This window comes from Ramlibacter pinisoli (assembly GCF_009758015.1).
Classification (GTDB): Bacteria; Pseudomonadota; Gammaproteobacteria; order Burkholderiales; family Burkholderiaceae_C; genus Ramlibacter; species Ramlibacter pinisoli.
On sequence record NZ_WSEL01000009.1, the window covers coordinates 357283 to 380247 of the forward strand.

General features: G+C 72.4%; 26 protein-coding genes. 13 read left to right on the plus strand and 13 right to left on the minus strand.

All coding sequences use genetic code 11. The features are described 5' to 3' along the window. Positions 1 to 81 precede the first annotated feature (81 nt). From GON04_RS16220 to GON04_RS16230, 3 genes are read left to right on the plus strand one after another with little or no spacing between them, the layout of a single operon-like run. A complete protein-coding gene (locus tag GON04_RS16220; protein WP_157399094.1) occupies positions 82 to 765 on the plus strand; it encodes an aspartate/glutamate racemase family protein in 684 nt (227 codons plus the stop codon). Beyond that, on the plus strand, positions 758 to 1819 hold the full coding sequence (locus GON04_RS16225; RefSeq protein ID WP_157399095.1) for an Ldh family oxidoreductase: 1062 nt from the start codon (positions 758 to 760) through the stop codon (positions 1817 to 1819). The genes GON04_RS16220 and GON04_RS16225 overlap by 8 nt, the downstream gene beginning before the upstream one ends. Before the next feature lie 11 nt (positions 1820 to 1830). Continuing rightward, positions 1831 to 2811: a Bug family tripartite tricarboxylate transporter substrate binding protein gene (locus GON04_RS16230; protein WP_157399096.1), complete on the plus strand. Its 981-nt coding sequence runs from the start codon at positions 1831 to 1833 to the stop codon at positions 2809 to 2811. A 15-nt stretch (positions 2812 to 2826) separates the two neighbouring features. Here the strand turns inward: GON04_RS16230 and GON04_RS26595 are convergent, their stop codons facing one another. Beyond that, on the minus strand, positions 2827 to 3345 hold the full coding sequence (locus GON04_RS26595; protein ID WP_181653610.1) for a hypothetical protein: 519 nt from the start codon (positions 3343 to 3345) through the stop codon (positions 2827 to 2829). 180 nt (positions 3346 to 3525) lie between these two features. Here GON04_RS26595 and GON04_RS16240 point away from each other — a divergent pair, with 180 nt between their 5' ends. Together GON04_RS16240 and GON04_RS16245 are read left to right on the plus strand one after the other, a co-directional pair. Continuing rightward, positions 3526 to 4101 carry a hypothetical protein gene (locus GON04_RS16240; RefSeq protein ID WP_157399097.1) on the plus strand — a complete coding sequence of 192 codons (576 nt, stop codon included), beginning with the start codon at positions 3526 to 3528 and terminating at the stop codon, positions 4099 to 4101. 49 nt (positions 4102 to 4150) lie between these two features. Continuing rightward, positions 4151 to 4735, plus strand: a complete 585-nt coding sequence (locus GON04_RS16245; RefSeq protein ID WP_157399098.1) for a sugar O-acetyltransferase — start codon at positions 4151 to 4153, stop codon at positions 4733 to 4735. On the opposite strand, the gene GON04_RS16250 is transcribed toward GON04_RS16245, so the two are convergent. The 3 genes from GON04_RS16250 to GON04_RS16260 are packed head-to-tail and all read right to left on the minus strand — an operon-like array spanning position 4719 to position 7362. Further along, positions 4719 to 5609, minus strand: a complete 891-nt coding sequence (locus GON04_RS16250; RefSeq protein ID WP_157399099.1) for a hypothetical protein — start codon at positions 5607 to 5609, stop codon at positions 4719 to 4721. The genes GON04_RS16245 and GON04_RS16250 overlap by 17 nt on opposite strands. After that, positions 5606 to 6526 carry an SMP-30/gluconolactonase/LRE family protein gene (locus tag GON04_RS16255; protein ID WP_157399100.1) on the minus strand — a complete coding sequence of 307 codons (921 nt, stop codon included), beginning with the start codon at positions 6524 to 6526 and terminating at the stop codon, positions 5606 to 5608. The genes GON04_RS16250 and GON04_RS16255 overlap by 4 nt, the downstream gene beginning before the upstream one ends. Then, the gene (locus GON04_RS16260) at positions 6523 to 7362 is read right to left on the minus strand and encodes an IclR family transcriptional regulator (protein ID WP_157399101.1); all 840 of its coding nucleotides are present in this window, start codon (positions 7360 to 7362) and stop codon (positions 6523 to 6525) included. The genes GON04_RS16255 and GON04_RS16260 overlap by 4 nt, the downstream gene beginning before the upstream one ends. Positions 7363 to 7498: 136 nt before the next feature. Here GON04_RS16260 and GON04_RS16265 point away from each other — a divergent pair, with 136 nt between their 5' ends. From GON04_RS16265 to GON04_RS16290, 6 genes are read left to right on the plus strand one after another with little or no spacing between them, the layout of a single operon-like run. After that, positions 7499 to 8179: a hypothetical protein gene (locus GON04_RS16265; protein WP_157399102.1), complete on the plus strand. Its 681-nt coding sequence runs from the start codon at positions 7499 to 7501 to the stop codon at positions 8177 to 8179. Then, the gene (locus tag GON04_RS16270) at positions 8176 to 9006 is read left to right on the plus strand and encodes a sugar phosphate isomerase/epimerase family protein (protein ID WP_157399103.1); all 831 of its coding nucleotides are present in this window, start codon (positions 8176 to 8178) and stop codon (positions 9004 to 9006) included. Before GON04_RS16265 ends, GON04_RS16270 begins: the two co-directional genes overlap by 4 nt. Continuing rightward, positions 9003 to 10607 (plus strand): GMC family oxidoreductase, encoded by a 1605-nt coding sequence (locus GON04_RS16275; protein WP_157399104.1) that lies wholly within the window; start codon positions 9003 to 9005, stop codon positions 10605 to 10607. The genes GON04_RS16270 and GON04_RS16275 overlap by 4 nt, the downstream gene beginning before the upstream one ends. Continuing rightward, entirely contained in the window at positions 10604 to 12334 is a 1731-nt protein-coding gene (locus GON04_RS16280; protein WP_157399105.1) for an FAD-dependent oxidoreductase, read from the plus strand. Before GON04_RS16275 ends, GON04_RS16280 begins: the two co-directional genes overlap by 4 nt. Before the next feature lie 35 nt (positions 12335 to 12369). Next, entirely contained in the window at positions 12370 to 13365 is a 996-nt protein-coding gene (locus tag GON04_RS16285) for a zinc-dependent alcohol dehydrogenase (RefSeq protein WP_181653611.1), read from the plus strand. A gap of 44 nt (positions 13366 to 13409) precedes the next feature. Continuing rightward, complete coding sequence (locus tag GON04_RS16290) at positions 13410 to 14417, plus strand: TRAP transporter substrate-binding protein (RefSeq protein ID WP_157399107.1); 1008 nt, start codon at positions 13410 to 13412, stop codon at positions 14415 to 14417. 15 nt (positions 14418 to 14432) lie between these two features. On the opposite strand, the gene ppk2 is transcribed toward GON04_RS16290, so the two are convergent. Next, positions 14433 to 15284 (minus strand): polyphosphate kinase 2, encoded by an 852-nt coding sequence (gene ppk2 / locus GON04_RS16295; protein ID WP_157399108.1) that lies wholly within the window; start codon positions 15282 to 15284, stop codon positions 14433 to 14435. A gap of 165 nt (positions 15285 to 15449) precedes the next feature. On the opposite strand from ppk2, the gene GON04_RS16300 reads away from it, so the two are divergent. Next, positions 15450 to 15953 (plus strand): YqhA family protein, encoded by a 504-nt coding sequence (locus GON04_RS16300; protein ID WP_157399109.1) that lies wholly within the window; start codon positions 15450 to 15452, stop codon positions 15951 to 15953. 27 nt (positions 15954 to 15980) lie between these two features. On the opposite strand, the gene GON04_RS16305 is transcribed toward GON04_RS16300, so the two are convergent. The 6 genes from GON04_RS16305 to GON04_RS16330 form a co-directional block, all read right to left on the minus strand. Beyond that, positions 15981 to 16157, minus strand: coding sequence for a hypothetical protein (locus tag GON04_RS16305; protein WP_157399110.1), 177 nt, complete (start codon positions 16155 to 16157; stop codon positions 15981 to 15983). Continuing rightward, the gene (locus GON04_RS16310) at positions 16154 to 16333 is read right to left on the minus strand and encodes a hypothetical protein (protein ID WP_157399111.1); all 180 of its coding nucleotides are present in this window, start codon (positions 16331 to 16333) and stop codon (positions 16154 to 16156) included. The genes GON04_RS16305 and GON04_RS16310 overlap by 4 nt, the downstream gene beginning before the upstream one ends. A gap of 122 nt (positions 16334 to 16455) precedes the next feature. Then, on the minus strand, positions 16456 to 16692 hold the full coding sequence (locus GON04_RS16315) for a hypothetical protein (RefSeq protein WP_157399112.1): 237 nt from the start codon (positions 16690 to 16692) through the stop codon (positions 16456 to 16458). Positions 16693 to 16775: 83 nt separating this feature from the next. Continuing rightward, positions 16776 to 17102 (minus strand): NIPSNAP family protein, encoded by a 327-nt coding sequence (locus GON04_RS16320; RefSeq protein ID WP_157399113.1) that lies wholly within the window; start codon positions 17100 to 17102, stop codon positions 16776 to 16778. 14 nt (positions 17103 to 17116) lie between these two features. Beyond that, positions 17117 to 18019, minus strand: a complete 903-nt coding sequence (locus GON04_RS16325; RefSeq protein ID WP_157399114.1) for an amidohydrolase family protein — start codon at positions 18017 to 18019, stop codon at positions 17117 to 17119. A gap of 34 nt (positions 18020 to 18053) precedes the next feature. Next, a complete protein-coding gene (locus tag GON04_RS16330; protein WP_157399115.1) occupies positions 18054 to 19034 on the minus strand; it encodes a tripartite tricarboxylate transporter substrate binding protein in 981 nt (326 codons plus the stop codon). 132 nt (positions 19035 to 19166) lie between these two features. Between GON04_RS16330 and GON04_RS16335 the strand changes: the two genes are divergently transcribed. Further along, the gene (locus GON04_RS16335) at positions 19167 to 20831 is read left to right on the plus strand and encodes a thiamine pyrophosphate-binding protein (RefSeq protein WP_157399116.1); all 1665 of its coding nucleotides are present in this window, start codon (positions 19167 to 19169) and stop codon (positions 20829 to 20831) included. Here GON04_RS16335 and GON04_RS16340 read toward each other — a convergent pair. Then, positions 20800 to 21804 carry a LysR family transcriptional regulator gene (locus GON04_RS16340; protein ID WP_232533141.1) on the minus strand — a complete coding sequence of 335 codons (1005 nt, stop codon included), beginning with the start codon at positions 21802 to 21804 and terminating at the stop codon, positions 20800 to 20802. The genes GON04_RS16335 and GON04_RS16340 overlap by 32 nt on opposite strands. Positions 21805 to 21842: 38 nt before the next feature. After that, complete coding sequence (locus GON04_RS16345; RefSeq protein WP_157399117.1) at positions 21843 to 22946, minus strand: alpha/beta hydrolase; 1104 nt, start codon at positions 22944 to 22946, stop codon at positions 21843 to 21845. Positions 22947 to 22965 lie beyond the last annotated feature (19 nt).

Consider the following 22965-nt stretch of genomic DNA (forward strand, 5'->3'; position numbering starts at 1 on the left):
GCGGGCGCCCGGCCGCCCCTTGCGGCGCATGCGCACTTTCCCTCACGCCGGCCGCCCCCTGCGCGGCTACCATCGCCGCCCATGACCCCTCCCGGACCCCGGATCGCACTCATCCATGCCACGCCGCTGGCGGTGGAGCCGATCCAGGCCGCTTTCAAGCGCCACTGGCCGTCTGCCATCCGCATGAACCTGCTGGACGACAGCCTGTCGGTCGACCGCGCCGCCGCCGGCAGGCTGACCGAGGCCATGGTGGGCCGCTTCCTGGAGCTCACGCGCTACGTCGTCGGCACCGGCTGCCAGGGCATCCTGTTCACCTGCTCCGCCTTCGGTCCCGCCATCGAGGCCGCCGCGCGCGAAGCGGGCCGCCCCACGCTCAAGCCGAACGAGGCCATGTTCGAGCAGGCCCTGGCGGTCAAGCCGCGCGGGGCCGTGCTGCAGGCCGGCCTGCTGGCCACCTTCGCCGCCTCCATCCCGTCGATGGCCGAGGAATTCCAGGCCATGGCGAATGCGCGCGGCATGGCCGTCGACCTGCAAAGCATGTTCGTGCCGCAGGCCATGGACGACCTGGCGCACGGGCGCACCGCCGACCACCACCGCAAGATCGCCGATGTCGCGCGCCAGCTGCAGGGCTGCGACGTCGTGATGCTGGCCCAGTTCTCCATGGCCGACGCCAGCGAGGCGGTGCAGAAGCAACTGCCCTGCCCCGTCCTGAGCAGCCCCGACTGCGCCGTGCTCGCCCTTCACCAGAGGATCGTGAATGCCTGATTCCCGCGTGCCGCCGGCGCGCCTGTGCCGTTTCATCACCGCCGCCCTCGAGCGGCTGGGCCTTCCCCCCACCGACGCTGCCACCGTTGCCCGCCTGATGACCGATGCGGAAACGCAGGGGTCCGACGGCCACGGTGCCATCCGCCTCGCGCCCTATGCGCGCCGCGTGCGCGAGGGCGGCTACAACCTGCAGCCGGCCATCCGCGTGGTGCAGGAGAAACCGGGCATGGCGCTGCTGGACGGCGACAACGGCTTCGGCCACCTGGTGATGCACAAGGCCACCGAGCTGGCCATCGAGAAGGCGCGCACCTGCGGCGTGGCCTGGGTGGGCTCGCGCCTGTCCAACCATGCCGGCCCGGCCTCGCTGTACGCGCGCATGGCGGCGGCGCAGGACATGATCGGCGTTTACTTCGCCGTGGGCAATGCCAACCACCTGCCGCCCTGGGGCGGGCTGGACATGCTGCTGTCCACCAACCCGGTGGCGGTGGCCATCCCGGCCGCCGAGGAGCCGCCGGTGGTGCTGGACATGGCGTCCACCGTGGCGGCCTACGGCAAGGTCAAGGCCAAGGCGCAGCGCGGCGAGCAGATGCCCATCGGCTGGATGATCGACCGCCTGGGCCAGCCCCTCACCGATCCCAAGCGTGCCGACGAAGGCTTCCTGATGCCCATCGGCGGCTACAAGGGCTACGGGCTGGCGCTGGTCATCGGCATGCTGGCCGGCACGCTCAACGGCGCCGCCATGGGCCGCGAGGTGATCGACTTCAACAAGGACTACCGCACCACGACCAACACCGGGCAGGCCATCCTGGTCATCGACCCGGCGGCATTCGGCGACGTGGCCGCCTTCAAGGCCCGCGTCGACACCGTGGTGCGCGAGATGCGCGCCAGCGAACGCATGCCCGGCGTCGAGCGCGTCTGGCTGCCCGGCGAGCAGAGCCACCTGCGCCGCCAGCAGAACGAACGCGAGGGCATCGCGCTGCCGCCGGCCCTGCTCGCCCAGCTGGACGCCATCGCCGGCGAGCTCGGCATCCCGACCCTGCACAACACGAATTGAACGGAGACCCCATGCGCCTGAACCGCCGCCACCTCCTGCTCGCCGCCTCCAGCGGCGCGCTCGCCTTCACCGGCGCCGCCCGCGGCCAGGCCACCTGGCCCGCCAAGCCGGTCAAGATCATCGTTCCGCTGGCGGCCGGCAGTGCCGTCGACAACGCCGCGCGCATCGTGGCGCAGAAGATGGGCACCGAGCTGGGCCAGTCGTTCGTGCTGGAGAACCAGCCGGGCGCCGCCGGCCTGGTGGGCGCCGGCAACGTCGCCAAGGCCGCGCCCGACGGCTACACGCTGGGCGGCTTCAACGACAGCATCATGACCATGGTGCCCCACATGCACGCCAAGATGCCGTGGGACATCCTGAAGGACTTCGAGCCGGTGTCGCTGGTGGCCACGGTCGAGTGGGGCCTGGTGGTCAACGCCGACTCGCCGATCCGCACCGCCGCCGAGCTCATCGCCAGCGCCAAGCGCACGCCCGGCGACCTCACCTACGGCTCGGGCGGCAACGGCAGCCCGCAGCACATCGCGATGGCGCTGTTCGCCTCCCAGGCCGGCGTGCAGATGAAGCACGTGCCGTACAAGGGCGCGACCCAGGCCGCCATGGGCGTGGCCGGCCAGGAGGTGCAGGCCGCGTTCCAGGGCATCGCCACCGTCACCTCGCTGGTCAAGGCCGGCAAGCTGCGGCTGATCGCCGTCGCCACGCCGCGCCGCATGCCGCAGTTCCCCGACGTGCCGACGGTGGCCGAGTCGGGCCTGCCGGGCTTCGAGTTCAACTCCTGGTTCGCCATGATGGCGCCGGCCGGCACGCCGCGGCCGATCGTGCAGGCGCTGCACGGCGCGATCCAGAAGTCGCTGGCCGACCCGGAGATCCGCGAGAAGCTCAACGGGCAGGGCCTGACGCCGCGCGGCACCTCGCCCGACGAACTGGGCGCCGCCATGCGCACCCAGTTCGCGCGTTACGGCGCGCTGATCAAGCAGAACGGGATCACGTCGGACTGACCCGACGCTGCGCGGCTAGTACTGCGGAGCGCCCTGCGGCGCCACCAGCACCCAGGCCTCGGGGCACGACAGCACCTGCGGGTAGTACGCCTGCAGCGCATTGCAGTAGTAATAGGTGGCACTCGGCGCGTTGTAGACGCCGGGCGCATAGGTGCCGTCGTAGTAGTAGGGGTAGGACGGGTAGTAGTAGCCCGGCCAGCCCCACGCCCAGCCGCCGCCGACGAACCCATGGCCGTGTCCATGGTGGCCATGACCATGTCCGCCGTGGCCGCCATGCCCACCGTGGCCTCCGCCGCCGCCGTGCCCTCCGCCGCCACCGCCCCCGCCGCCGCGCGCCTGGAAGCCGCCGCCGGGTGCCTTGGCGCCGGAGCCGCCATGGCCGCCGTGGGCCCCGTGCCCACCACCGCCGTGGCCGCCGCCACCGTGTCCACCTCCGCCGCCCCGGGCCGCAACCAGCCCGGCCGCGCAAAGCAGCAGCACGAGGCACAGCAGGCCGCGAAACAGCTTGCTGCCGGGCGATGCGGTGGTCTCCATCGGGTCCTCCGGTACACGGCAGGGTGAGCTGGTCAGACCCGGACTGTCCGGCAAAGTTGCGCCACCGAACGCAAGCCGGGTAATCGAAAGCTCCAGCCACGCCTGCCGAGTTCCACGCCGCACGCCACAGCGGCCGCGGTCCTACAACGCGCCGGCGGCGCCGGGTCGACACTGCCGACCATGACCCCGCGCTGCGTCCCCCGCCTGCTCGGCCTGTCGATGGCCGCACTGCTCGCCGCCTGCGCCAGCGCGCCACCGCAGGCGACGGTGCAGGTCTTCGCCAACCAGCCGGGCCAGATGGCCGGCACCACCTACCGGCACGACCGCCTGCCCTCGCAGGCCGGCCTGCCGGGCCAGGACCAGCTCGAGCGCGCAGCCGACGACCTGCTGGCCCAGGCCGGCCTGCGGCGGGTCGACACCGGCGCACAGCTGGCGGTGCAGCTGGGCTACCGACAGGACTACTACGGCAGTGCCCCCGCCTCGCCCTCGGTCGGGGTCGGCCTGGGCGCCAGCAGCTGGGGCGGCGGTGGCATCGGCATCGGGCTGGGCTTCCCGATCGGCGGCAGCGTGCACGAGTTCCAGCGCATGGACGTGCAGGTGCGCGACGTGGCCAGCGGCAAGGTCGTGTTCCAGTCGCAGGCCAGCAGCAGTGCGGGAGCGAGCCCGGTGGCCCTGCTGGACGCCGCGCTGCAGGGCTTCCCGAACCCGCCGCCGGGCACGCGGGTCGTGCCGCTGGTCCCCCCTCCGCCCCGCTGAGTCACGCGGCCTGCGTACCGCGAAAGCGCGTGGCGGCCGAGACCTGCCGATGCCATCCGAACGCGAGAAGATGCTCGCCGGCCAGCCCTACCGGGCGATGGATCCCGAGCTGGTGGCTGCGCGCGAGCGCGCGCGGGCCCTGTGCGCGCGGCTGAACGCCACGGCGCCCGACCACCCGCGGCAACGCGCGGTGCTCGACCAGCTGCTGGGCGCGGCCGGGGCCCGCGTGGCCATCACCCCGCCCTTCCACTGCGACTACGGCACGCAGATCGAACTGGGCGACGACGTCTTCCTCAACTTCAACTGCGTCCTGCTGGACGTGTGCCGCATCGCCATCGGCGCCCACACCCTGCTCGGCCCCGCGGTGCAGGTCTACACGCCCCTGCATCCCATGGATGCACGGCAGCGTCGCGAGCAGGAGTCCGGCCGGCCGGTGACGATCGGCAGCGACGTCTGGATCGGCGGCGGCGCCATCGTGCTGCCGGGGGTCACGATCGGCGATCGCGCGGTGATCGGCGCCGGCAGCGTGGTGACGCGCGATGTCCCCGCCGACGTCTTCGCGGCGGGCAATCCCTGCCGGGTGCTCCGCCCCCTGGGACCGCAGGACCCGGCGGGCCTCAGTAACCGCCCTTGAACGCCTCGCTCCCGCGCGTCCAGTTCACGTTGGTCAGGCCCGGATTGCGATTGACCAGCGCGCGGTTGTAGAGCGGGTGGCGCGTGCTGCGCACCTCGTGCTCGATCTGGAACAGCCGGCGGCCGTCGCGCGGGTCGCAGATCCACTCCAGCCGCCATTCGTGCGGATCGACATCCTTGGTGATCAGGCCGTGCTCGCGCAGCCAGCGGTAGGGGCTGGAGAAATCGGCCAGGTACACCAGGAAGTGGTGACCGTCGTAGGGCGGCAGCTCGCGGTCGGTCTCGGTGAAGCGCAGGGTCTGGAAGCTGCCGGCACGCACGATGGCCTGGCGCCCGCGCATCTGTGCCGGCGCGCCCATGACCTCGTCGTAGAAGCGGGCGATGCCCTCGGCGGTGCCGGCCGGGACGTCGAAGTCGATGTAGGCCAGGCCGATCTCGATGCCCGGCCACTCGGGCGACGGCGCATGGCAGCGGATGCGGTTGCCCCAGGGACAGGTGAGGTCGACCACACCGTCGCCGACCGTGGCGTCGAAGGCGTGCGGGCGGTCGGGCACGACGCGGCGCGATTCGCTGCGCACCTTGTCCATGCGCGCGGTCAGCGCGGCCAGGTCGGGCAGCACGAAGCCGGCGGTGCCGCGCAGGCGCTGGGGCGTGCCGCCGCGGCTGGGCAGGTGCACCTGCGTGCGCCCGAAGTTCACCCACATGTTGTCCAGGCCGTTGAACAGGTAGGGATCGCGCGTGCCGCCCAGGCCCACGACGTAGAACAGCGTCGCGAGGCGCTGGTCGTCGATCACGCAGTTGTAGTGCTCGAGCAGGGTGATGTTGCCGAGGTCGTCGGCGGCCCGGTCGAAGGGCGGACGGTCGCTTGCGCTCATGGCTGGCTCCTGGTTGCGCCGGACGGCGGCGTGCCGAATCGCTGCTCCGGCAGGCCGGGCACGTCCACCTCGACCGATAGCACCGAGCCGGCCAGCGGCTCCTGGCGCAACCGCCCGCGGTCGAGGAACTTGCGGGCGGTCGTGATGTAGAGGGTCGTGAGGCCGGGGCCGCCCAGGCACACGCAGGTGGGGTTGGTCACCGGCAGGTCGATCACCCGGTCGATCTCGCCGGCCGGCGTGTAGCGCACCACCCGGCTGCCGGCGAAGATGGCATTCCAGAGGTAGCCCTGCGCATCGACACAGGCGCCGTCCGGGCGCAGCCGCGCGGCCGTGTGGTCGGCGAACACGCGTTTGTTGGCCAGCGTGCCCTGGTCCAGGTCGAGATCGAACTGCCAGGTGGTGAAGCGGCGCGTGTCGGAGAAATAGAGCCGGTCCTGCGCCGGCGACAGGGCCACGGTGTTGGAGACGATCACGTCGTCGAACAGCCGCTCGCAGCGGCCGTCGGGGTCGACCCGGTAGAACGCGCCCTGCGGCCGGTGCAGCTGGTTGTCCATGGTGCCCACCCAGAAGCGGCCGCGGGCGTCGCAGCGGCCGTCGTTCAGCCGGTTGTCGCGATCGGCCGGTTCCACCTGGCACAGCAGCCGCTGCTCGCCGGTGCCCAGGTCGAACAGGAACAGGCCCAGGTCGATGCCCAGCAGCACCGTGCCGGGCTGTTGCGCCAGGGCCAGCGAGCCGACGTAGCGACCGTCGAAGGTGAAGCTGTCGTGCCGGCCGGTGGCGGGATGGAACCGCTGCAGCCGGCCGCCGTCGATGTCCAGCCACAGCAGCGAGCGGGTGCGCTCGCACCACAGCGGCGTCTCGCCCAGCAGGTCGGTGCCCGGCACCGCGCAGTGCACGCCGGCATGTCCCGCCGTCATGCTGCCTTCCGGGCGCGGCGCGCCGGCCGTTCGGCCACGTTGCCCCAGGTGCCGACGTTGGCGCCCTTGAGCAGCGGCGAGGCGTGGCCGGTGGCAGCCAGTTCGTCGGCGGCGGCCAGCAGCGGCTGGCCGAACTGCAGCATGCGCGGCAGCGTCAGGCGCGACGACGGCCCGGCGATCACCACCACGCCGGTGGCGCGCTCGCCGGCGCGCTGCACCGGCGCCGCCATCGAGCTCATGCCCGGCGCATAGGCGTCCTGGATGATGCTGAAGCGGCGCTTGCGGCCTTCGTCCAGCGCCTTCAGCAGCGCCTTGATGCTGGTGGGCGCGGCCGGGCCGTAGTGCTTCGGGTCGCCGATGCCCTGGCGCGTGACGTAGGCGATGGCGTCGTCCTCGGGCAGCGTCATCAGCCAGGCCTGCCCCGCCGCGCTGCACGACAGGCGCAGGTCGATGCCCATGTCGGGGTCGTACAGCAGGCCCGAGCGCGCGCCCTGGGCCTTGGCCACCAGCGTCAGGCGCTCGCCGTCGACGATGGCCAGCCGCACCAGTTCCTCGGTGGCCTGCGCCAGCCGGTTGATCACCGGTTGCGCGATGTCGACCACGCCCGACTTGCCCAGGAAGCTCAGGCCCATGGACGCCATCTTGGTGGTGAGCGCGTAGTCGCCGCGCTGCGGCAGCTGGCGCACGTAGCCATAGCCGATCAGCTCGTGCAGGGTGCGATGGCAGCCGCTGCGCAGCTGGTTCAGGTCGGTCGCGATCTGCGCCAGCGCGGCGCCGTCGGGGTAGTCGACCAGGTACTCGAGGATCGCGAGCGATTTCTCCAGGGCACCACTCATGCGGGCACGTCCTTCGCCGTTCAAAAGTTGAATGCTATCTAAAAGTTGAACGTCATTCAACTTCTTGGCATGATCGGCCGATGGGCGGCGCCGGAAGTCCCGGCACTCCGCACCTGAACGGTGGAGACAGGCAGGCATGGCTTTGTTGGGACAGGCGGCGCTCGCGATGTGGTGGGACATGGCGCCCGCGATGCGGACGGAATTCCAGGACTGGCATTCGCACGAACACTTCCGCGAGCGGCTGGCCATCCCCGGCTTCCGGCGCGCCACGCGCTGGGCCAGTGCCGACGGCGGCGAAGGCGTGTTCCAGCTCTACGAACTGGAGGCCTACGCCACCCTGTCGTCCAGCCACTACCTCGCCAGCCTGAACGCGCCGACGCCCTGGTCCACGCGCATGATGCCGCACCACCGCCACATGGTGCGCAGCCAGTGCCGGGTGCTGGCATCCACCGGCGCCGGGGTCGCCCGCCATGCGCTCGCCGTGCGCCTGTCGCCGGCGCCCGGCCGCGACGAGGCGCTGCAGGCCGGCCTGCAGGCGCTGGCGGCCTCGCTGGCCGACCAGGCCGGCTGCGTGGGCGGCCACCTGCTGCGCCACGAGCCGCCGCCCATCGAGACCACCACCGAGCAGAAGATCCGTGGCGGCGACCGCTTCGCCGACTGGGTGTTCGTGGCCGTGGGCTACGACGAGGCGGTGCTGCGCGCCCTGGCGGCATCCCGGCTCGGGCCCGAGGCTTTGCAGGCAGCGGGCGCGGCCGCCGGCGCCGAGAGCGGCCTGTACACCGTGTCCTTCTCGGCGACGCCGGCCGACGTCCGATGACGACGCGCCCGACGGCCGGCGCCCCGCATCCGGTGGGGCTCGCGCACCTCACCGTGATCGAACTCACCCCGCCGCAGGTGGTGGAGACGGCGGCCGATGCCGGCTACACGCACCTGGGGCTGCGGATCGCGCCGGCGTCGGATGGCGAGCGGCAGCACCCCATGATCGGCGGCACGCCCATGCTGCGCGAGACGCTGGCGCGGCTGCGCGACCGCGGCGTGGCGGTGCACGACGTCGAGCTGGTGCGGCTGTCGGGGACCAGCGAGGTCGCCCGCTTCGAACCCCTGATCGCGACCGCCGCCGAGCTCGGTGCCAGCCGCCTGCTGGTGGCGGGCGACGACGCCGACGAGGAGCGGCTGGCCGACCGCTTCCATGCGCTCGCGCAGCTGGCGGCGCGCTACGGCGTGCAGCTGGGCCTGGAGTTCATGCCCTGGCGCGGCATCCGCGACCTGCCCTCGGCCCTGCGCGTGGTGCAGCGCGCCGGCGTGGGCGGCGTCATCGTCGACGCCATCCATCTCGACCGCTCGGGCGGCACGGCGGCCGACCTGGCCGCGCTGCCGGCCGCGGCCTGGGCCTGGTTCCAGATCTGCGACGCACCGGCGCAGCGGCCCGCTTCCCAGGAGGAGCTGCTGTTCCAGACGCGCCAGGCGCGGCTGCCACCCGGCCAGGGCGGACTCGACCTGCCCGGCATGCTGCGCGCGCTGCCGCCCGGCTGCATGGTCTCGATCGAGACGCCTCTGCACGGGCGCCCCGGCCTGCTGCCGCCGGTGGAGCGGGCGCGCCAGCTGCGCCAGCTCACCCTCGCGCTCCTGGAGCAGGCAGGATGACCGCCGCCGAACGCTGGGACCGCGAGGTCGACTACCTGGTGATCGGGGCCGGCAGCGCGGGCTGCGTGCTGGCCGACCGCCTGACCGAGGACGGCCGGTACCGGGTGCTGCTGGTCGAGGCCGGGCCGGCCGACCGCAATCCCTTCATCCACGTGCCGGCCGGCTTCCTGCGCCTGATCGACGACCCGGTGGTGAGCTGGCGCTACCGCTCGGAGCCGGATGCGGCCCAGGACGGCCGCGTCATCGCCTACCCGCAGGGCCGCATGCTGGGCGGCACCGGCAGCATGAACGGCATGCTGTACGTGCGCAGCGCTCCGGCCGAACACCGCGAGTGGCTGGCGCAGGGCTGCGAAGGCTGGTCGTTCGAGGAGGTGCTGCCGTACTACGAGCGCATCGAGAACGTCGACGGCGCCGCGCCGGCCAACCGGCTGCCGGTGTCGACCTTCGCCGAGAAACACCCGCTGAACGGCGCCTTCCTGCAGGCCTGCGCCGAGGCCGGCCTGCCGCTGCGCGAGCACCTGAACGGCCCCGAGCGCGAAGGCGCCGCGGCCTTCCACCAGAACCGGGCCGGGCGCTTCCGCCGCGGCCCCGCCCAGACCTACCTGCGCCAGGCACGCGGCCGCCGCAATCTCGAGGTGATGACCGGCACGCTGGCGCAACGGCTGCTGTTCGACGGCACCAGCGCCAGCGGTGCCGAACTGCAGGGGCCGACGGGCCGCCTGCGGGTGCGGGCACGGCGCGAAGTCATCGTGGCCTGCGGCGCGATTCGCTCGCCGCACCTGCTGCAGCTGTCGGGCATCGGGCCGGCCGACCTGCTGCAGGGCCTGGGCATCCCGCTGCTGGCCGAGCGGCCCGGCGTCGGCGCCAACCTGCGCGACCACTATTCGGTGCGCCTGACCCAGCGCGTGCGCGGCATCGGCACGCTGAACGAGCGCACCCGCGGGCTGGCGCTCGGCCTGGAGCTGCTGCGCTATGCGGCCACCGGCGCGGGGCTGCTCACGCTGGGCGCCAGTACCTGCGCGGCGTTCGCGCGCAGCGCCGCGCACCGCACGGCGCCCGACCTGCAACTGAGCTTCGCACCGGCCAGCTTCCAGCCCGGCACCTACTCGCTGGAGCGCGAAGGCGGCATGACCATCAGCGTCTACCAGTCCTACCCGCACAGCACGGGCAGCGTGCGCGCCCGCACGGCCGATGCCGCCGACGCGCCGGCGATCACGCCGTGCTACCTCAGCGCCGCCGCCGACGGCGAGGCGCTGCTGGCCGGGCTGCGGCTGGCGCGCCGGCTGTTCTCGATGCCGGCGCTGCAGCAATGGGGGGTGGAGGAGACGCTGCCCGGCGCCGCCGTCGACAGCGACACCGAGTGGCTGGACTACGCGCGGGCCCGCGGCGTGTCGGGCTACCACCTGGTGGGGACCTGCCGCATGGGCGGCGCCGATGCGGTGGTCGACCCGCGGCTGCGGGTGCGCGGCGTGCAGCGGCTGCGCGTCATCGACGCCTCGGTGCTGCCCACCACCACCTCCGGCAATTCGAACGCACCCACCCTGATGGTGGCCGAGAAGGGCGCCGCCATGGTGCTGGCCGACGCGCAGGCCACGCCATGAAGCGCGATCTCGATCCGCGAGCCGCTTCGCCCGCCGTGCGCGAAGTCGACCTGGTCGTCTGCGGCGCCGGCGCGGCCGGCATGGCCACCGCCCTGTTCGCGGCCCTGGAGGGCCTGGACGTGCTGCTGCTCGAGCAGTCGCGCTGGGTCGGCGGCACCAGCGCCCTGGCGGCCGGCGCCCTGTGGATCCCCAACACGCACCTGGCCGCCGGCTCGGGCGACACGCCAGCCCGTGCCGCCCACTACCTCGAGCTCGCCACCGGCGGCCGCTCGCCGGCCGCCCTGCGCGAGCGCTTCCTGGCCCTGGGGCCGCAGGCGGTGCGCTGCCTGGAAGACCACACCGAGGTGCGTCTGCGTGCCTTCCCGCACCACCCCGACTACCTGGCCGAGCTGCCCGACGCCACCACCTGGGGCCGCGTCCTGGAGTGCCTGCCGTTCGACGGCCGCCAGCTGGGACCGGCGCTGGCCCTGGTGCGCCCGCCCATCCCCGAGTTCACCATCCTGGGCGGGATGATGGTCGACCGCATCGACATCGGCCACCTGCTCAACGCCACGCGCTCGCGCGCCTCGTTCCTGCATGCGGCCCGCCTGCTGCTGCGGCATGCCGGCGACCGGCTGCGCCATCCGCGCGGTGCCCGGCTGGTGATGGGCAATGCGCTGGTCGGCCGGCTGCTGCAGTCGCTGCGCCAGCGCCAGGTGCCGATCTGGACCGGCACGCCGGTGCAACAGCTGGTGCAGACCGCAGGCCGCGTCACCGGCGTGGTGGCCCTGCGCGACGGCCAGCCGCTGGAAGTGAAGGCGCGGCTGGGCGTGGTGCTGGCCGGCGGCGGCTTCAACGACCACCCCGGCCTGCGCAGCCAGTTCATCCCGGCCGACGTGACGCACTCGCCCCGCGCCGGTTGCGCCATCGGCACGCTGCTGCAGGAAGCGATCGGGCTCGGTGCCCGGTTCGTGCGGCCGGCCGGCAGCGCCGCGTTCTGGGCCCCGGTGTCGGTGCACCGGCGCGGCGACGGCAGCACCGCCGTGTTCCCCCATTTCGTCCTCGACCGGGCCAAGCCCGGCACGGTGGTCGTCAACGCGGCCGGCGAGCGCTTCCTCAACGAGAGCCTTTCGTATCACCAGTTCGGCGAGCGCATGCTGGCCGAGGGGCCGGGCGGCCGGCCCAACGCCGTCGCCTGGCTCATCGCCGACCAGCGCGCACTCACCCGCTACGGGCTGGGCATGGTGCGCCCGGGCGGGCGCAGCCTGGCGCACTACCTGCGCGAGGGCTACCTGGTGCGTGCGCCGTCGATCGCGGCCCTGGCCGGCCAGCTGGGCATCGACGCGGCCGCCCTGCAACGGACCATCGAGCGCATGAACGGCCACGCCCGCACCGGCGTGGACACCGAGTTCCAGCGCGGCAGCTCCGCCTACCAGCGCAACCTGGGCGATCCGGCGGTGCAGCCCAATCCCACCCTGGCGCCCATCGCCCAGGCGCCCTATTACGCCGTGCGGCTGCAGCCCGCCGACATCGCGGCCATCGCCGGCCTCGCCACCGACCCCGAGGCGCGCGTGCTGCGCGGCGACGCACCCATCGCCGGCCTGTACGCCGTGGGCAACGACATGCAGTCGGTGATGGGCGACGCCTATCCCGGCCCCGGCATCAACCTCGGCCCCGCCCTCGTCTTCGCCTATGCCGCCGTGCAGGCCGCGAAGGCATCCATTCCCTTGCAGGCAGGTACCCCATGAAAGCCGTCGCGAAACTCCGCCCCGAACCCGGGGCCATGGCCCTCATCGACGTCGACCCGCCGCAGCGCCGGCCGGGCGAAGTGCTGGTGCGCATCACGGCCGGCGGCATCTGCGGCACCGACGTCGCAATCTGGAAGTGGCACGAGGCCGTGGTCGGCCAGTACGCGCCCCGCTTCCCGCTGATCGTCGGCCACGAGTTCGCCGGCACCGTGGTGGAGTCCGACGGCGACCGCGTGCCCCCCGGCACCGTGGTGGCGGTGAACCCGCAGATCGCCTGTGGCCACTGCCGTTACTGCGGCCTGGGCCGCCCCACCCTGTGCGACGACCGCCGCCTGATGGGCGGCCGCATCGACGGCGGCTGGACCGAGCTGGTCAGCGTGCCGCAATGGAACGTGCACCCGCTGCCCGCGGGCACCGATGCCGCGGTCGCGCCCCTGCTGGAGCCGCTGTCGGTGGCCACGCACGCGGTGCTGGAGCGCGTGCCGGTGCGCGCCGGCGACGTGGTGGCCGTCATCGGCGCCGGCCCCATCGGCATCCTGTGCGCCGTGCTGGCCCTGGCGGCCGGCGCCCGGCAGGTGCTGGTGACCGGCGTCGCGGCCGACGCCGGCCGGCTGCGGCTGGCGCGCGAGCTGGGGGCGGTGCCGGTCGACATCGACGCGGCCGACCCGCTGGCGGCGCTGCGCGCGCTGCAGGCCGACGGCGCCGACATCGTGTACGAGACCAGCGGCGTGGCCAGCACGCTGGAGCAGGCGGTGGCGATGTGCCGCCGCGGCGGCAGCGTGGGACTGATCGGCCTGTGCCACGGCGCCAGCACCCTGCGCAGCACGCCCATCGTGCTCAAGGAGCTCGCCCTGATCGGCTCGCGCGGCTACAACGAGACCACCTGGCGGCTGATGATGACCGTGCTGCCGCGGGTCGCGGCCGACGTGCTCAAGCTGGTGACGCACCAGGTGGAGTTCCGCGATTTCGAGCGCGCGCTGCAGATGGTCGAGCGTCGCGAGGGCAGCAAGATCGTGCTGCGCCCGTCCTGATTCCCGCTTCCTTTCCTTCCAACCCATTCCAAGGAGACACCCGCATGAACACCCGTCACTTCCTCGCCGCCACCCTGGCCGCGGCGGCGCTCGCCCTGGCCGGCCCCGTGCAGGCCCAGGAGCACACCATCCGCTTCGGCCACGTGGTGCAGCCGGGCCATCCGATCTCGCTGGGCGCGCAGAAGCTCGCCGAGCTGCTGGCGGCCCGCAGCGGCGGCAAGATGAAGCTGCAGGAACTCGGCGGGGGATCGATCGGCGGCGAGGCCCAGCAGCTGAGCGCCGTGCAGGGCGGCGTACAGGACATGACGCTGCCCTCGGCCACGGTCATGGGCGGCGTGGTCAAGGAGTTCACCCTGCTCGACATCCCGTTCTCCTTCGGCAAGGCAGAGCAGGTCGACGCGCTGCTGGCCGGCCCGTTCGGCGAGCTGCTGATGTCGAAGCTGGCGGACAAGGGCATGGTCGGCCTGGCGTTCTGGGAAACGGGCTTCCGCCAGTTCACCAACAGCCGCAAGCCGCTGGTCAACGTGGAGGACATCAAGGGCCTGAAGCTGCGCGTGATCCCCAACCCGATGTTCGTCGAGAGCTTCAGCGCGCTGGGCGCCAATCCGGTGCCGATGGCGTTCCCGGAGCTGTACGGCGCGCTCGAATCCAAGGCCATGGATGCGCAGGAGAACCCGTTCTCGGTCATCCAGACCAGCAAGTTCTTCGAGGTCCAGAAGTTCCTCAGCGTCACCAACCACGTCTACACCGCCAACCCGGTGGTGGTCAGCAAGAAGACCTGGGACAAGCTGACGCCGGACCAGCAGAAGATCCTGCGCGAGGCGACCATCGAGGCCGGCGCCTACCAGCGCAAGGTCAGCCGCGATGCGTCCTCGGTCGCGCGCAAGGAGCTGGAAGGCAAGATGCAGGTCAACGACGTCCCGCCCGCCACCCTGGCGCGCATGCGCGAACTCACCACCCCGGTGGCCGAGAAGTTCGCCGCGTCGTACGACCCGGCCGTGGTGAAGGTCTACCGGGCCGAGCTGGAGAAGGTGCGCGCCACGGTGCGCTGAACACCATCGGGGCGCTCAGTAGCGCTCCGAGATGCGGTGGTACGGGTAGTCCGGCTCCTGGTAGTGGCCGGCCTTCTGCCGCTTGGGCAGCGCGATCTTCTCGCGCTTGACCTGCTCGTACGGGATGCGCGAGAGCAGGTCCGAGATGATGTTGAGCCGGCCGCGCCGCTTGTCGTCGGTGCGGGCCACCAGCCAGGGCGAGATCTCGGTGTCGGTGGCCAGGAACATCTCGTCGCGGGCCCGCGAGTAGTCGTACCAGCGCCCGTACGACTTCAGGTCCATCGGCGAGAGCTTCCAGACCTTGCGCCCGTCGTCGATGCGGTCCTGCAGCCGCTTTGTCTGTTCCTCCTGGCTCACCTCCAGCCAGTATTTCAGCAGCGTGACGCCCGAGCGCACGATGGCCTGCTCGACCAGCGGAACGACCTTCAGGAACTCCTGCGACTGCTCTTCGGTGCAGAAGCCCATGACCCGCTCGACGCCGGCGCGGTTGTACCAGCTGCGGTCGAAGATCACCACCTCGCCCGCGGCCGGCAGGTGCGGCACGTAGCGCTGCATGTACATCTGGCTGCTCTCGCGTTCGCTGGGCGCCGGCAGCGCCACGACACGGAACACCCGGGGGCTGACCCGCTCGGTGATGGCCTTGATGGTGCCGCCCTTGCCGGCGCCGTCGCGGCCCTCGAACACCACGCAGACCCTGGCGCGGTGGCGCTGCACCCATTCCTGCAGCTTCACCAGCTCGATGTGCAGCTTGCGCAGTTCCTCCAGGTAGGCGCGGTTGCCCAGCTTCGTCGGGACGGCCTGCGCATCGTCGTGGTGGTCGTCCTTGCCAGCCTTGTCCTTGTGCCCGTTCTTGTGTTCCTTGCCCATTGCCTGTCTCCTAGACGGGGGAGAACCACTGTGGAGCGCAACGGCCGACCTGCCAATGGGACTTTGGGTCAATTCCGTGACCGTCGCGTGACGTGGGACGAAGGTCCCATAGCTGGGCACGCACCTCGGCAGAAGAATGGGCGGCCCAGCGACCGAGAGGCCCCCATGGATCCATCGAGCACCCTCCCCGAGCCCCCCCACGCCGTACCGCCGGCAACGTCGGTGCTGGGCAGGGCGCTGGCCGGTTGCCGCTTCCTGCTGCTGGGCGCCGTGGTCGGCTCCATCATCCTGGAGGCCGGGCTGGTGGCCGCCGGCATCTCGATGCTGCTGCGCAGCCTGGCCTGCGTCGGCAGCTGCGACGCCAAGGAACTGGCCCTGGTCGCGATCCAGGCGCTGGATCTGTTCCTGCTGGCCACCGTGGCCTGGCTCACCGCAAGCGGCCTCTACACGCTGTTCATCGACCCCTCGGCGCGCACCTGGCTGCGGGCCGGCGTCGAGAGCCTGGACGACCTCAAGGCCAAGTTGATCGGCGTGGTGGTGCTGGCGCTGGGCGTGCTGTTCCTGGGCGAGACGTTCGGCTGGTCGGCAGGGCCCGACCTGCTCTATTACGGCGTCGCCATTGCCGCGGTGATCCTCTCGCTCAGCGTGTTCATCCGCACGCAGAAGTGACGGCCGGGGCAGGCCGCCAGGGCTGGTTCAGGCGTCGTCCTCGTCCGGCCGCGGCATGGGCACGGTGTCCTGGAAGCCGGTCGGCTCGCCCGGCTTCTGCCGCTGCCGGCGCAGCAGCGCGAAGAAGGCACTGTCGGCCCCCTCGCCCGTGTGGGGGACCGAATCCTTGTACTTCGGGACGCCCTCGGCGGGAGGCTTGGTCATGAGCGATCCTCGCTGGGCGCCTCCGGCGGGCTTTCCCGCCGCCGTTGCTCGCGCTGGGTCATGAACCGGGCCAGGGCGCTGGCCGCGCCCTGCCCGCTGGTCTGCTGGTCGGCCTGGTCGCCGTTGCGGTCCTGCTGCTTCTGGTGGTCCGCACTGCCACGCGCGTTGGTCCCCATGTCCTCGGTTCCTCATCCAGTCGGTGCCGGTGGTGCGGAATCTATCGGCTCGACGGTCGCGCAGCGTCTGGTTACACGGATGAGTTGCGAGGCGACGTCAGCGCCCTGCCGATGGTCGCCGCTCAGCGCAATCCCTCGGCCTCGCGCTGCAGCATCTCGACGCGCGAATGGGCCCGGCCGGCCTGCCGGATGGCGGCGGAGAAATCGGAAAAGGGCGCGCCGCGCAGCCGCAGGCGGGTGACCTGCCGCAAGGCAGCGCGCGCGTCGGACTCGGCCCGGGTCAGTTCATCGCCGAGCGAGGCCGTCGAGTCGACGAACCGGGGAATCTGCAGGGCGTCGGGCGGCACGTGGTCTGGCATGGCCGGCCATGCTAGCGGCGAACGGCCCGCCGGCCGCGCCCTGGCTCGTCAGTTCTCACAGGGCGGCCACCACCGCCCATCCATCACTTCAACCGGGAGAACGCCGTCGGCGCCAGGATGGTGTTGGAGATGTTGGCCAGCAGCGGGCCGTCCTTCTCGCTCTCGGCACGCTTGGCCTTCCACTCGGGATCGGCCTGGAACGCGCCCCAGCGCGCCTCGCGCTCGGCCATCGAGGCCCACGCCAGCAGGTAGGTCAGGTCGTTCGACGACTCGCCCACCACGGTGGTGAAGAAGCCCACCGGCTGGATGCCGTGCTTCTCCCACAGCGGCAGGGTGTCGGTTTCCATGCGCGCCAGCAGCTTGGGCAGGCGGCCCGGCAGGGCGCGGTAGACGCGCTGTTCGTAGATCATCGGGAACTCCGGTTTCAGTCGTACCAGTACAGGCGCGTCGGGTTGTCGACCAGCAGCTTGCGCAGCAGCGTCTCGTCGGGCGTGAACTGCTGCAGCAGGTCCACCAGCTTGCCGTCGTCGGGCATCTCGCGCACGTTGGGATGCGGCCAGTCGGTGCCCCACAGCACGCGGTCGGGCGCGGCCTCGATCAGCTGGCGGGCGAACGGCGCGGCATCGGCGTAGGGGCCGCCCCGGGCCGCCGACAGGGCGTCGGAGATGCGCTCGGCGCCGCTCACCTTCACCCAGGCCTTCTCGTTGGACTTCACCAGGTCCAGCAGGAGCTGGAACGGGCGCTGGTCCAGGCCGTTCTTCACCATGGTGCGGCCCATGTGGTCGATGGCGAACGGCACCGGCAGGCCGAGCAGGAACTCGCGGTAGGTCACCAGGTCCTCGGCGTCCAGGTGCAGCACCAGGTGCCAGCCGAGCGGCTTGATGCGTTCGGCCATGCGCTGCACGGTGGGCAGGTCGGGGGCGCCGCCCAGGTGCTGCACGAAGTTGAAGCGCACCGAGCGCACGCCGCCGCGGTGCAGTTCCTGCAGCTCGGCGTCGGTGACGCCGGCGCCCACCATGGCCACGCCGCGGTAGGTGTCGGGCGACTGCGCGATGGCATCGAGCATGGCGCTGTTGTCGTGGCCGTGCACGCTGGCCTGCACCAGCACCACGCGCTCGATGCCCAGCAGCTGGTGCAGCGCGCGCAGGCCGGCCGCCGGTGCGTCGGGCGGCGTGTAGGTGCGCTTGCCCGAATAGGGGAAGCGGTCGCCGGGGCCGAACACGTGGCAGTGCGCGTCGCAGGCGCCGGGCGGCAGGCGGAACGCCGGCCGGCTCGGGTTCGGGTGCGGCGGCAGGATGGTGGCGGCGGACTTGTCGGAATTGCTCATGGCGAGGGGATTCGCTGGATGCGGGGTTGGATGCTCATTGCTTGGGGATACCGGCCTGCTCGATCACCTGCGACCAGCGCTGGATCTCGCTTTGCAGCAGTGTCGCCATCTGCTCGGGCGTGCTGCCGCGGGCTTCTACGTACAGGTCGGCCAGCTGCTTGCGCACCTCGGGCGAGGCCAGGGCGGCGTTGGCGGCCTTGTTCAGCCGCTCGACGACGGCGGGCGGCGTGCCGCCCGTGGTGCCCAGGCCGTTCCAGGCCGACACGCCGAAGCGCGGCACGCCGGCCTCGCCTGCCGTGGGCACGTCGGGCAGCGCCGACGAGCGCTTCTCGCCCATCAGGGCCAGGGCGCGCACGGCGTTGCCGCGGATCTGCCCGATCAGGGGCCCCACGATCTCGACCGCCGCGTCGATGGACCCGCCGCGCAGGGCCGTCACCACCGCGGGCGTGCCGTTGAAGGGCACCACCTGGGCGTCGATGCCGGCGGCGCTCTTGAACATCTGGGCCACCAGGTTCTGCGAGCTGCCCACGTTGATGGTGCCGATGTTCAGGCGGCCCGGGTTGGCGCGCGCATAGGCGAGCAGCTCGGGCAGGGACTTGAAGCGCGAATCGGGCGCGGTGACCAGCGCCATGTCGAAGTAGCCCAGGGTCGTGACCGGCGCCAGGTCCTTCATCGTGTCGTAGGGCAGCGTCTTGAACAGGCTGGCCGTCACCGCCACCGCGTTGGTCAGCAGCAGCAGGGTCTGGCCGTCGGGCGGGGCCTTGGCCACGGCGCTGTTCGCCACCACGCCGCCGGCGCCCGGCTTGTTGTCGACCACGATGGGCTGGCCCAGCGACTCCGACATCTTCTGCGCCACGATGCGGGCCGTGAGGTCGCCGGCGCCGCCGGGGCCGAAGGGCACCACGAAGCGGATGCTGCGGCCGGCGCTGCTCTGCGCCTGCGCCTGCGCGGGCAGCACGGCGGCTGCGGCCAGCACCAGCGCGAGGGCCGTGCGCAAGAACGGGAAGGGGGACATGTCTCTGCTCGTTGTTCGGGGTGGGGGCACTATGGCAAAGCCGATGGTGGGCCACAAGGCCCGGCCCTCCATAGCTGGTATGCGCCGGGTGCAGGGCCGCTCCGGCCGCTTGCACCCATCATCGCGCTCGCCATGACACACCCACTTCCCGCCCGCACGGGCGGCCAGATCCTGGTCCAGGCCCTGGCCACCAACCAGGTCGACCACGTCTACTGCGTCCCCGGCGAGAGCTTCCTGCCGGTGCTGGACGCCCTGCACCAGCATCCCTCGATCCGCACGATCGTGGCGCGCCACGAAGGCGCCGCCAGCAACATGGCGGAGGCGCACGGCAAGCTCACGCGCCGCCCGGGCATCGCCTTCGTCACCCGCGGGCCCGGTGCCACCCACGCCGCCAACGGCGTGCACACCGCGATGCAGGATTCGACCCCCATGGTCCTGTTCGTCGGCCAGGTCGACCAGGGCTTCATCGGCCGCGAGGCGTTCCAGGAGATCGACTACCGCCAGGTCTTCGGCGGGCTGGCGAAGTGGGCGGTCGAGATCGATGCCATCGAGCGCATCCCCGAGATCGTGTCGCGCGCCTTCTCGGTCGCCCAGTCCGGCCGCCCCGGTCCGGTGGTCGTCGGGCTGCCCGAGGACGTGCTGTTCGGCAGCACAGCGGTCGCCGACGCGCCGCCGGTGCGCATCGGCCGCTCGGCGCCGGAGCCCGACGCCGTGCGCGAGCTGGCCGAGCGCCTGGGCGCGGCCGCACGCCCGCTGGTCATCGTCGGCGGCGGCGACTGGACCGACGCCGGCTGCGCCGACCTGGCCCGTTTCGTCCACGCGCACGACCTGCCGGTGGTGGCCTCGTTCCGCCGCCAGGACCTGTTCGACAACCGCGACCCGCACTACGCCGGCCAGCTGGGCCTGGGCGTCTCCCCGCGCCTGGCCGAACGCGTCCGGCAGGCCGACCTGCTGCTGGTGCTGGGCTCGCGCCTGGCCGAGGCCTCGTCGTCCGGCTACACGCTGGTGGAAAGCCCGGTGCCTCGCCAGGTGCTCGTTCACGCCCACCCCGACCCGCAGGAGCTCGGCCGCGTGTACCACGCCACCCTGCCCCTGGCCACCGGCATGCCGGCCCTGGCGGCGGCGCTGGCGGCGCTGCCCGCCACCCCGGCGCCACGCTGGCGCGACTGGACGCGGGCGGCGCGCGCCGACTACGAAGCGCATTCCACGCCCGCCCCGGCCGACCCGGCGCTGCAGGGCGTCGACCTGGCGGCGGTAGTGGCCCACCTGAACGAGGTGCTGCCCGAGGACGCGGTGATCAGCAACGGCGCCGGCAACTACACGGTGTGGGTGCACCGCTACTACCGCTACCGCCGCCGCGCCACCGAGCTGGCGCCGGTGAACGGCGCCATGGGCTACGGGCTGCCGGCAGCCATCGCGGCCAAGCTGCGCTGCCCCGAGCGCACCGTGGTGTGCTTCGCCGGCGACGGCTGCTTCATGATGTACCCGCAGGAGCTGGCCACGGCGATGCAGTTCGACGCCCCGGTGGTGGTCATCGTCGTCAACAACGGCATGCTGGCCACCATCCGCATGCACCAGGAACGCGAGTACCCGGCGCGGGTGTCCGGCACCCGGCTGGCCAACCCCGACTTCATCGCCCTGGCGCGGTCATTCGGCGCCCACGCCGAGCGCGTGGAGCAGACCGGCGACTTCCCGGCGGCGTTCGAGCGGGCCCGGGCCTGCGGGCGCGCGGCCCTGATCGAGCTGCGGACGGACCCGCTGCAGATCACCCCCCAGTCGCGCCTGCCGGCTCCCTGAGGTCCGGGCCGGCGCCCGGTTGCGCCCCGGCCAGGGCGGCGTCGAGCACCGTGCCGGGCCAGCGGCCCTGCTGCACCTGGCGCACGACCAGGTCCTTGACGAGGCGGGTGGCCTCCCACAGGCCCGCCGCGCCGGCCGAATTGCGGCCCAGGACCACGCCGACGGTGCGGCAAACCGGCGGGCTGGCCAGCGGCCGGCTCAGCAGCTGCCCGGCGCGCACGTCGTCGGCCACCGCCGCCAGCGGCAGCAGCGTGCAGCCGCAGCCCTGCATGACCAGCCGCCGGGTGATGGCGACCGAGCCATCGCACTCGAGGGCGATCCGCGGCACGAAGCCGTGCCGCGTGGCCAGCGCCTCCACCAGCACGCGGATGCCGTGGTGCGTGCTGGGCATGATGAGCGGGACCTCGCCGAGGCGGGCCACCGGGAACGGGCCCTCGCCGACCGGATAGCCGGCCGGCGCCACCAGGTGCATGCCTTCCTGCAGCAGCGGGTCGTACGTCAGGGCGCCGGGGTGCTCCGGCCGGTACAGCAGGGCCAGGTCGATCTCGCCGTCGTGCAGGTCCTTCAGCAGGTGGCTGGCCAGGCCCTCGACGAAACGGATGCGGGTGCCGGGAAAGCGCCGGTGCAGGGCGTGCCCCAGCTCGCCGAACATGACCTGCGCGATGGTGGGCTGGGCCGCGATGCGCAGGCGCACCGGGCCCTGGTCGGCGTGCACGCCCATGGCGCGCGAGGCGGCCTCCAGCGTCCCGGCCACGGTGTCCGCGTACTGCTGCAGCTCGCGTCCGCGGTCGGTCAGCACCACGCCGCGGCCGCTGCGGTGGAACAGCCGCACGCCCAGCCCCGCTTCGAGCGCCGCGATCTGGCGGCTGATGGTCGACTGGTTGCTGCCCGACTCGAGGGCCGCCCTGGAGAAGCTGCCGGCGCGCGCCACCAGGGCGAAGCAGGCAAGGTCGTCGGAACTCAGGGCCTTCATCAAGGGGTACCGCGGGGATGCCCCAGCTTACCGCGGCCTCAATACCCCATCCGGACGGTGCCGCGCTCCAGGCCGTTGACCTTGCCGTGGCGCAGCCAGTCGACGGTGGCGTCGAACAGCACCTTGCGGTTCTTCTCCCACATCGCGTTGTGCGACGAGCAGCCAAGGTCGACCAGCACCTTGCTCGGGCTGCCCAGGTCCTCGTACAGCTCGCGCACGCGCTCGGGCGGCACCTGCTTGTCGTGGATGCCGGTCACCATCAGGTACGGCGCCTTCACGCCGGCGACGGCCTCCTTGTTGAAGCCCCAGGTGGGAACGCTGGGCGCGCGACGCACGCCCGTCCCCCACTTCGCGCCGACGGGATCGGACTCCAGCATCTCGTCGAAGATGGTGGTGGCCGCCGCGGGGTCGTACTGCGCGGGGCAGCCGACCTGGCGATCCCAGTTGGCGATGAAATCGCGGCGCGACTGGACCGTCATCGCGCCCTCGGGAAAGGCCGGCAGCGGGCTGGGCTCGCGGGCGATGCCGGTGCGGTTGTAGGCCGGTGCGAGCACCACGATGCGGTCGACCTTGCCGGGATGCAGCGCCGCATACCCGGTCACGCGCGGACCGCCCTGCGACCAGGCCACCATCGACACGCGCTCGACGCCGCGCACCCGGCGGACGTGCTCGACCACGGCATCGATGTCGTTCCAGTCGGAGGACATGGTGGTGATCGGGCCCTGCCAGGTGGGCGCGCACGGCGCGGCGACGTAGCCGGCCTGCTGCGCCTTCGCGATGTTGCACGGCTCCCCCATGGGCACCGGCCGTGTCGACCCGCCGTAGCCCGTGAGGCTGACCGAGTAGACGTCGAAGCCGGCCCGCGCCACCTGGCGCATCCAGCTGTAGTCCTCCAGGCGCGAATCGAACGACACCTCGGCGGGCGTGCCGGCGCCGTGGACGAACAGCACCACCGGCAGCTTCGCGGCATCGGCGGGAGTCACCTCACGCACGTAGAGCTGTGCGGCCTGTCCTCGCATGCCCGGCGCGGTGGAGGTCACGGGCACGCGCAGGTCGGTGGACTGCAGGTTGCCGGGACCCGGCATCGCGCAGCCGCCCAAGGCGGCGAGGCAGGCGCTGGCGAGCAGGTGGCGGATCGGCATGCGGGGCTCCGGGTCAGTT

Coding starts and splice junctions, on each gene's coding strand:
- GON04_RS16220 (WP_157399094.1), top strand. CDS start 82: ATGACCCCTCCCGGACCCCGGATCGCACTCATCCATGCCACGCCGCTG.
- GON04_RS16225 (WP_157399095.1), top strand. CDS start 758: ATGCCTGATTCCCGCGTGCCGCCGGCGCGCCTGTGCCGTTTCATCACC.
- GON04_RS16230 (WP_157399096.1), top strand. CDS start 1,831: ATGCGCCTGAACCGCCGCCACCTCCTGCTCGCCGCCTCCAGCGGCGCG.
- GON04_RS26595 (WP_181653610.1), bottom strand. CDS start 3,345: ATGGAGACCACCGCATCGCCCGGCAGCAAGCTGTTTCGCGGCCTGCTG.
- GON04_RS16240 (WP_157399097.1), top strand. CDS start 3,526: ATGACCCCGCGCTGCGTCCCCCGCCTGCTCGGCCTGTCGATGGCCGCA.
- GON04_RS16245 (WP_157399098.1), top strand. CDS start 4,151: ATGCCATCCGAACGCGAGAAGATGCTCGCCGGCCAGCCCTACCGGGCG.
- GON04_RS16250 (WP_157399099.1), bottom strand. CDS start 5,609: ATGAGCGCAAGCGACCGTCCGCCCTTCGACCGGGCCGCCGACGACCTC.
- GON04_RS16255 (WP_157399100.1), bottom strand. CDS start 6,526: ATGACGGCGGGACATGCCGGCGTGCACTGCGCGGTGCCGGGCACCGAC.
- GON04_RS16260 (WP_157399101.1), bottom strand. CDS start 7,362: ATGAGTGGTGCCCTGGAGAAATCGCTCGCGATCCTCGAGTACCTGGTC.
- GON04_RS16265 (WP_157399102.1), top strand. CDS start 7,499: ATGGCTTTGTTGGGACAGGCGGCGCTCGCGATGTGGTGGGACATGGCG.
- GON04_RS16270 (WP_157399103.1), top strand. CDS start 8,176: ATGACGACGCGCCCGACGGCCGGCGCCCCGCATCCGGTGGGGCTCGCG.
- GON04_RS16275 (WP_157399104.1), top strand. CDS start 9,003: ATGACCGCCGCCGAACGCTGGGACCGCGAGGTCGACTACCTGGTGATC.
- GON04_RS16280 (WP_157399105.1), top strand. CDS start 10,604: ATGAAGCGCGATCTCGATCCGCGAGCCGCTTCGCCCGCCGTGCGCGAA.
- GON04_RS16285 (WP_181653611.1), top strand. CDS start 12,370: ATGGCCCTCATCGACGTCGACCCGCCGCAGCGCCGGCCGGGCGAAGTG.
- GON04_RS16290 (WP_157399107.1), top strand. CDS start 13,410: ATGAACACCCGTCACTTCCTCGCCGCCACCCTGGCCGCGGCGGCGCTC.
- ppk2 (WP_157399108.1), bottom strand. CDS start 15,284: ATGGGCAAGGAACACAAGAACGGGCACAAGGACAAGGCTGGCAAGGAC.
- GON04_RS16300 (WP_157399109.1), top strand. CDS start 15,450: ATGGATCCATCGAGCACCCTCCCCGAGCCCCCCCACGCCGTACCGCCG.
- GON04_RS16305 (WP_157399110.1), bottom strand. CDS start 16,157: ATGACCAAGCCTCCCGCCGAGGGCGTCCCGAAGTACAAGGATTCGGTC.
- GON04_RS16310 (WP_157399111.1), bottom strand. CDS start 16,333: ATGGGGACCAACGCGCGTGGCAGTGCGGACCACCAGAAGCAGCAGGAC.
- GON04_RS16315 (WP_157399112.1), bottom strand. CDS start 16,692: ATGCCAGACCACGTGCCGCCCGACGCCCTGCAGATTCCCCGGTTCGTC.
- GON04_RS16320 (WP_157399113.1), bottom strand. CDS start 17,102: ATGATCTACGAACAGCGCGTCTACCGCGCCCTGCCGGGCCGCCTGCCC.
- GON04_RS16325 (WP_157399114.1), bottom strand. CDS start 18,019: ATGAGCAATTCCGACAAGTCCGCCGCCACCATCCTGCCGCCGCACCCG.
- GON04_RS16330 (WP_157399115.1), bottom strand. CDS start 19,034: ATGTCCCCCTTCCCGTTCTTGCGCACGGCCCTCGCGCTGGTGCTGGCC.
- GON04_RS16335 (WP_157399116.1), top strand. CDS start 19,167: ATGACACACCCACTTCCCGCCCGCACGGGCGGCCAGATCCTGGTCCAG.
- GON04_RS16340 (WP_232533141.1), bottom strand. CDS start 21,804: ATGAAGGCCCTGAGTTCCGACGACCTTGCCTGCTTCGCCCTGGTGGCG.
- GON04_RS16345 (WP_157399117.1), bottom strand. CDS start 22,946: ATGCCGATCCGCCACCTGCTCGCCAGCGCCTGCCTCGCCGCCTTGGGC.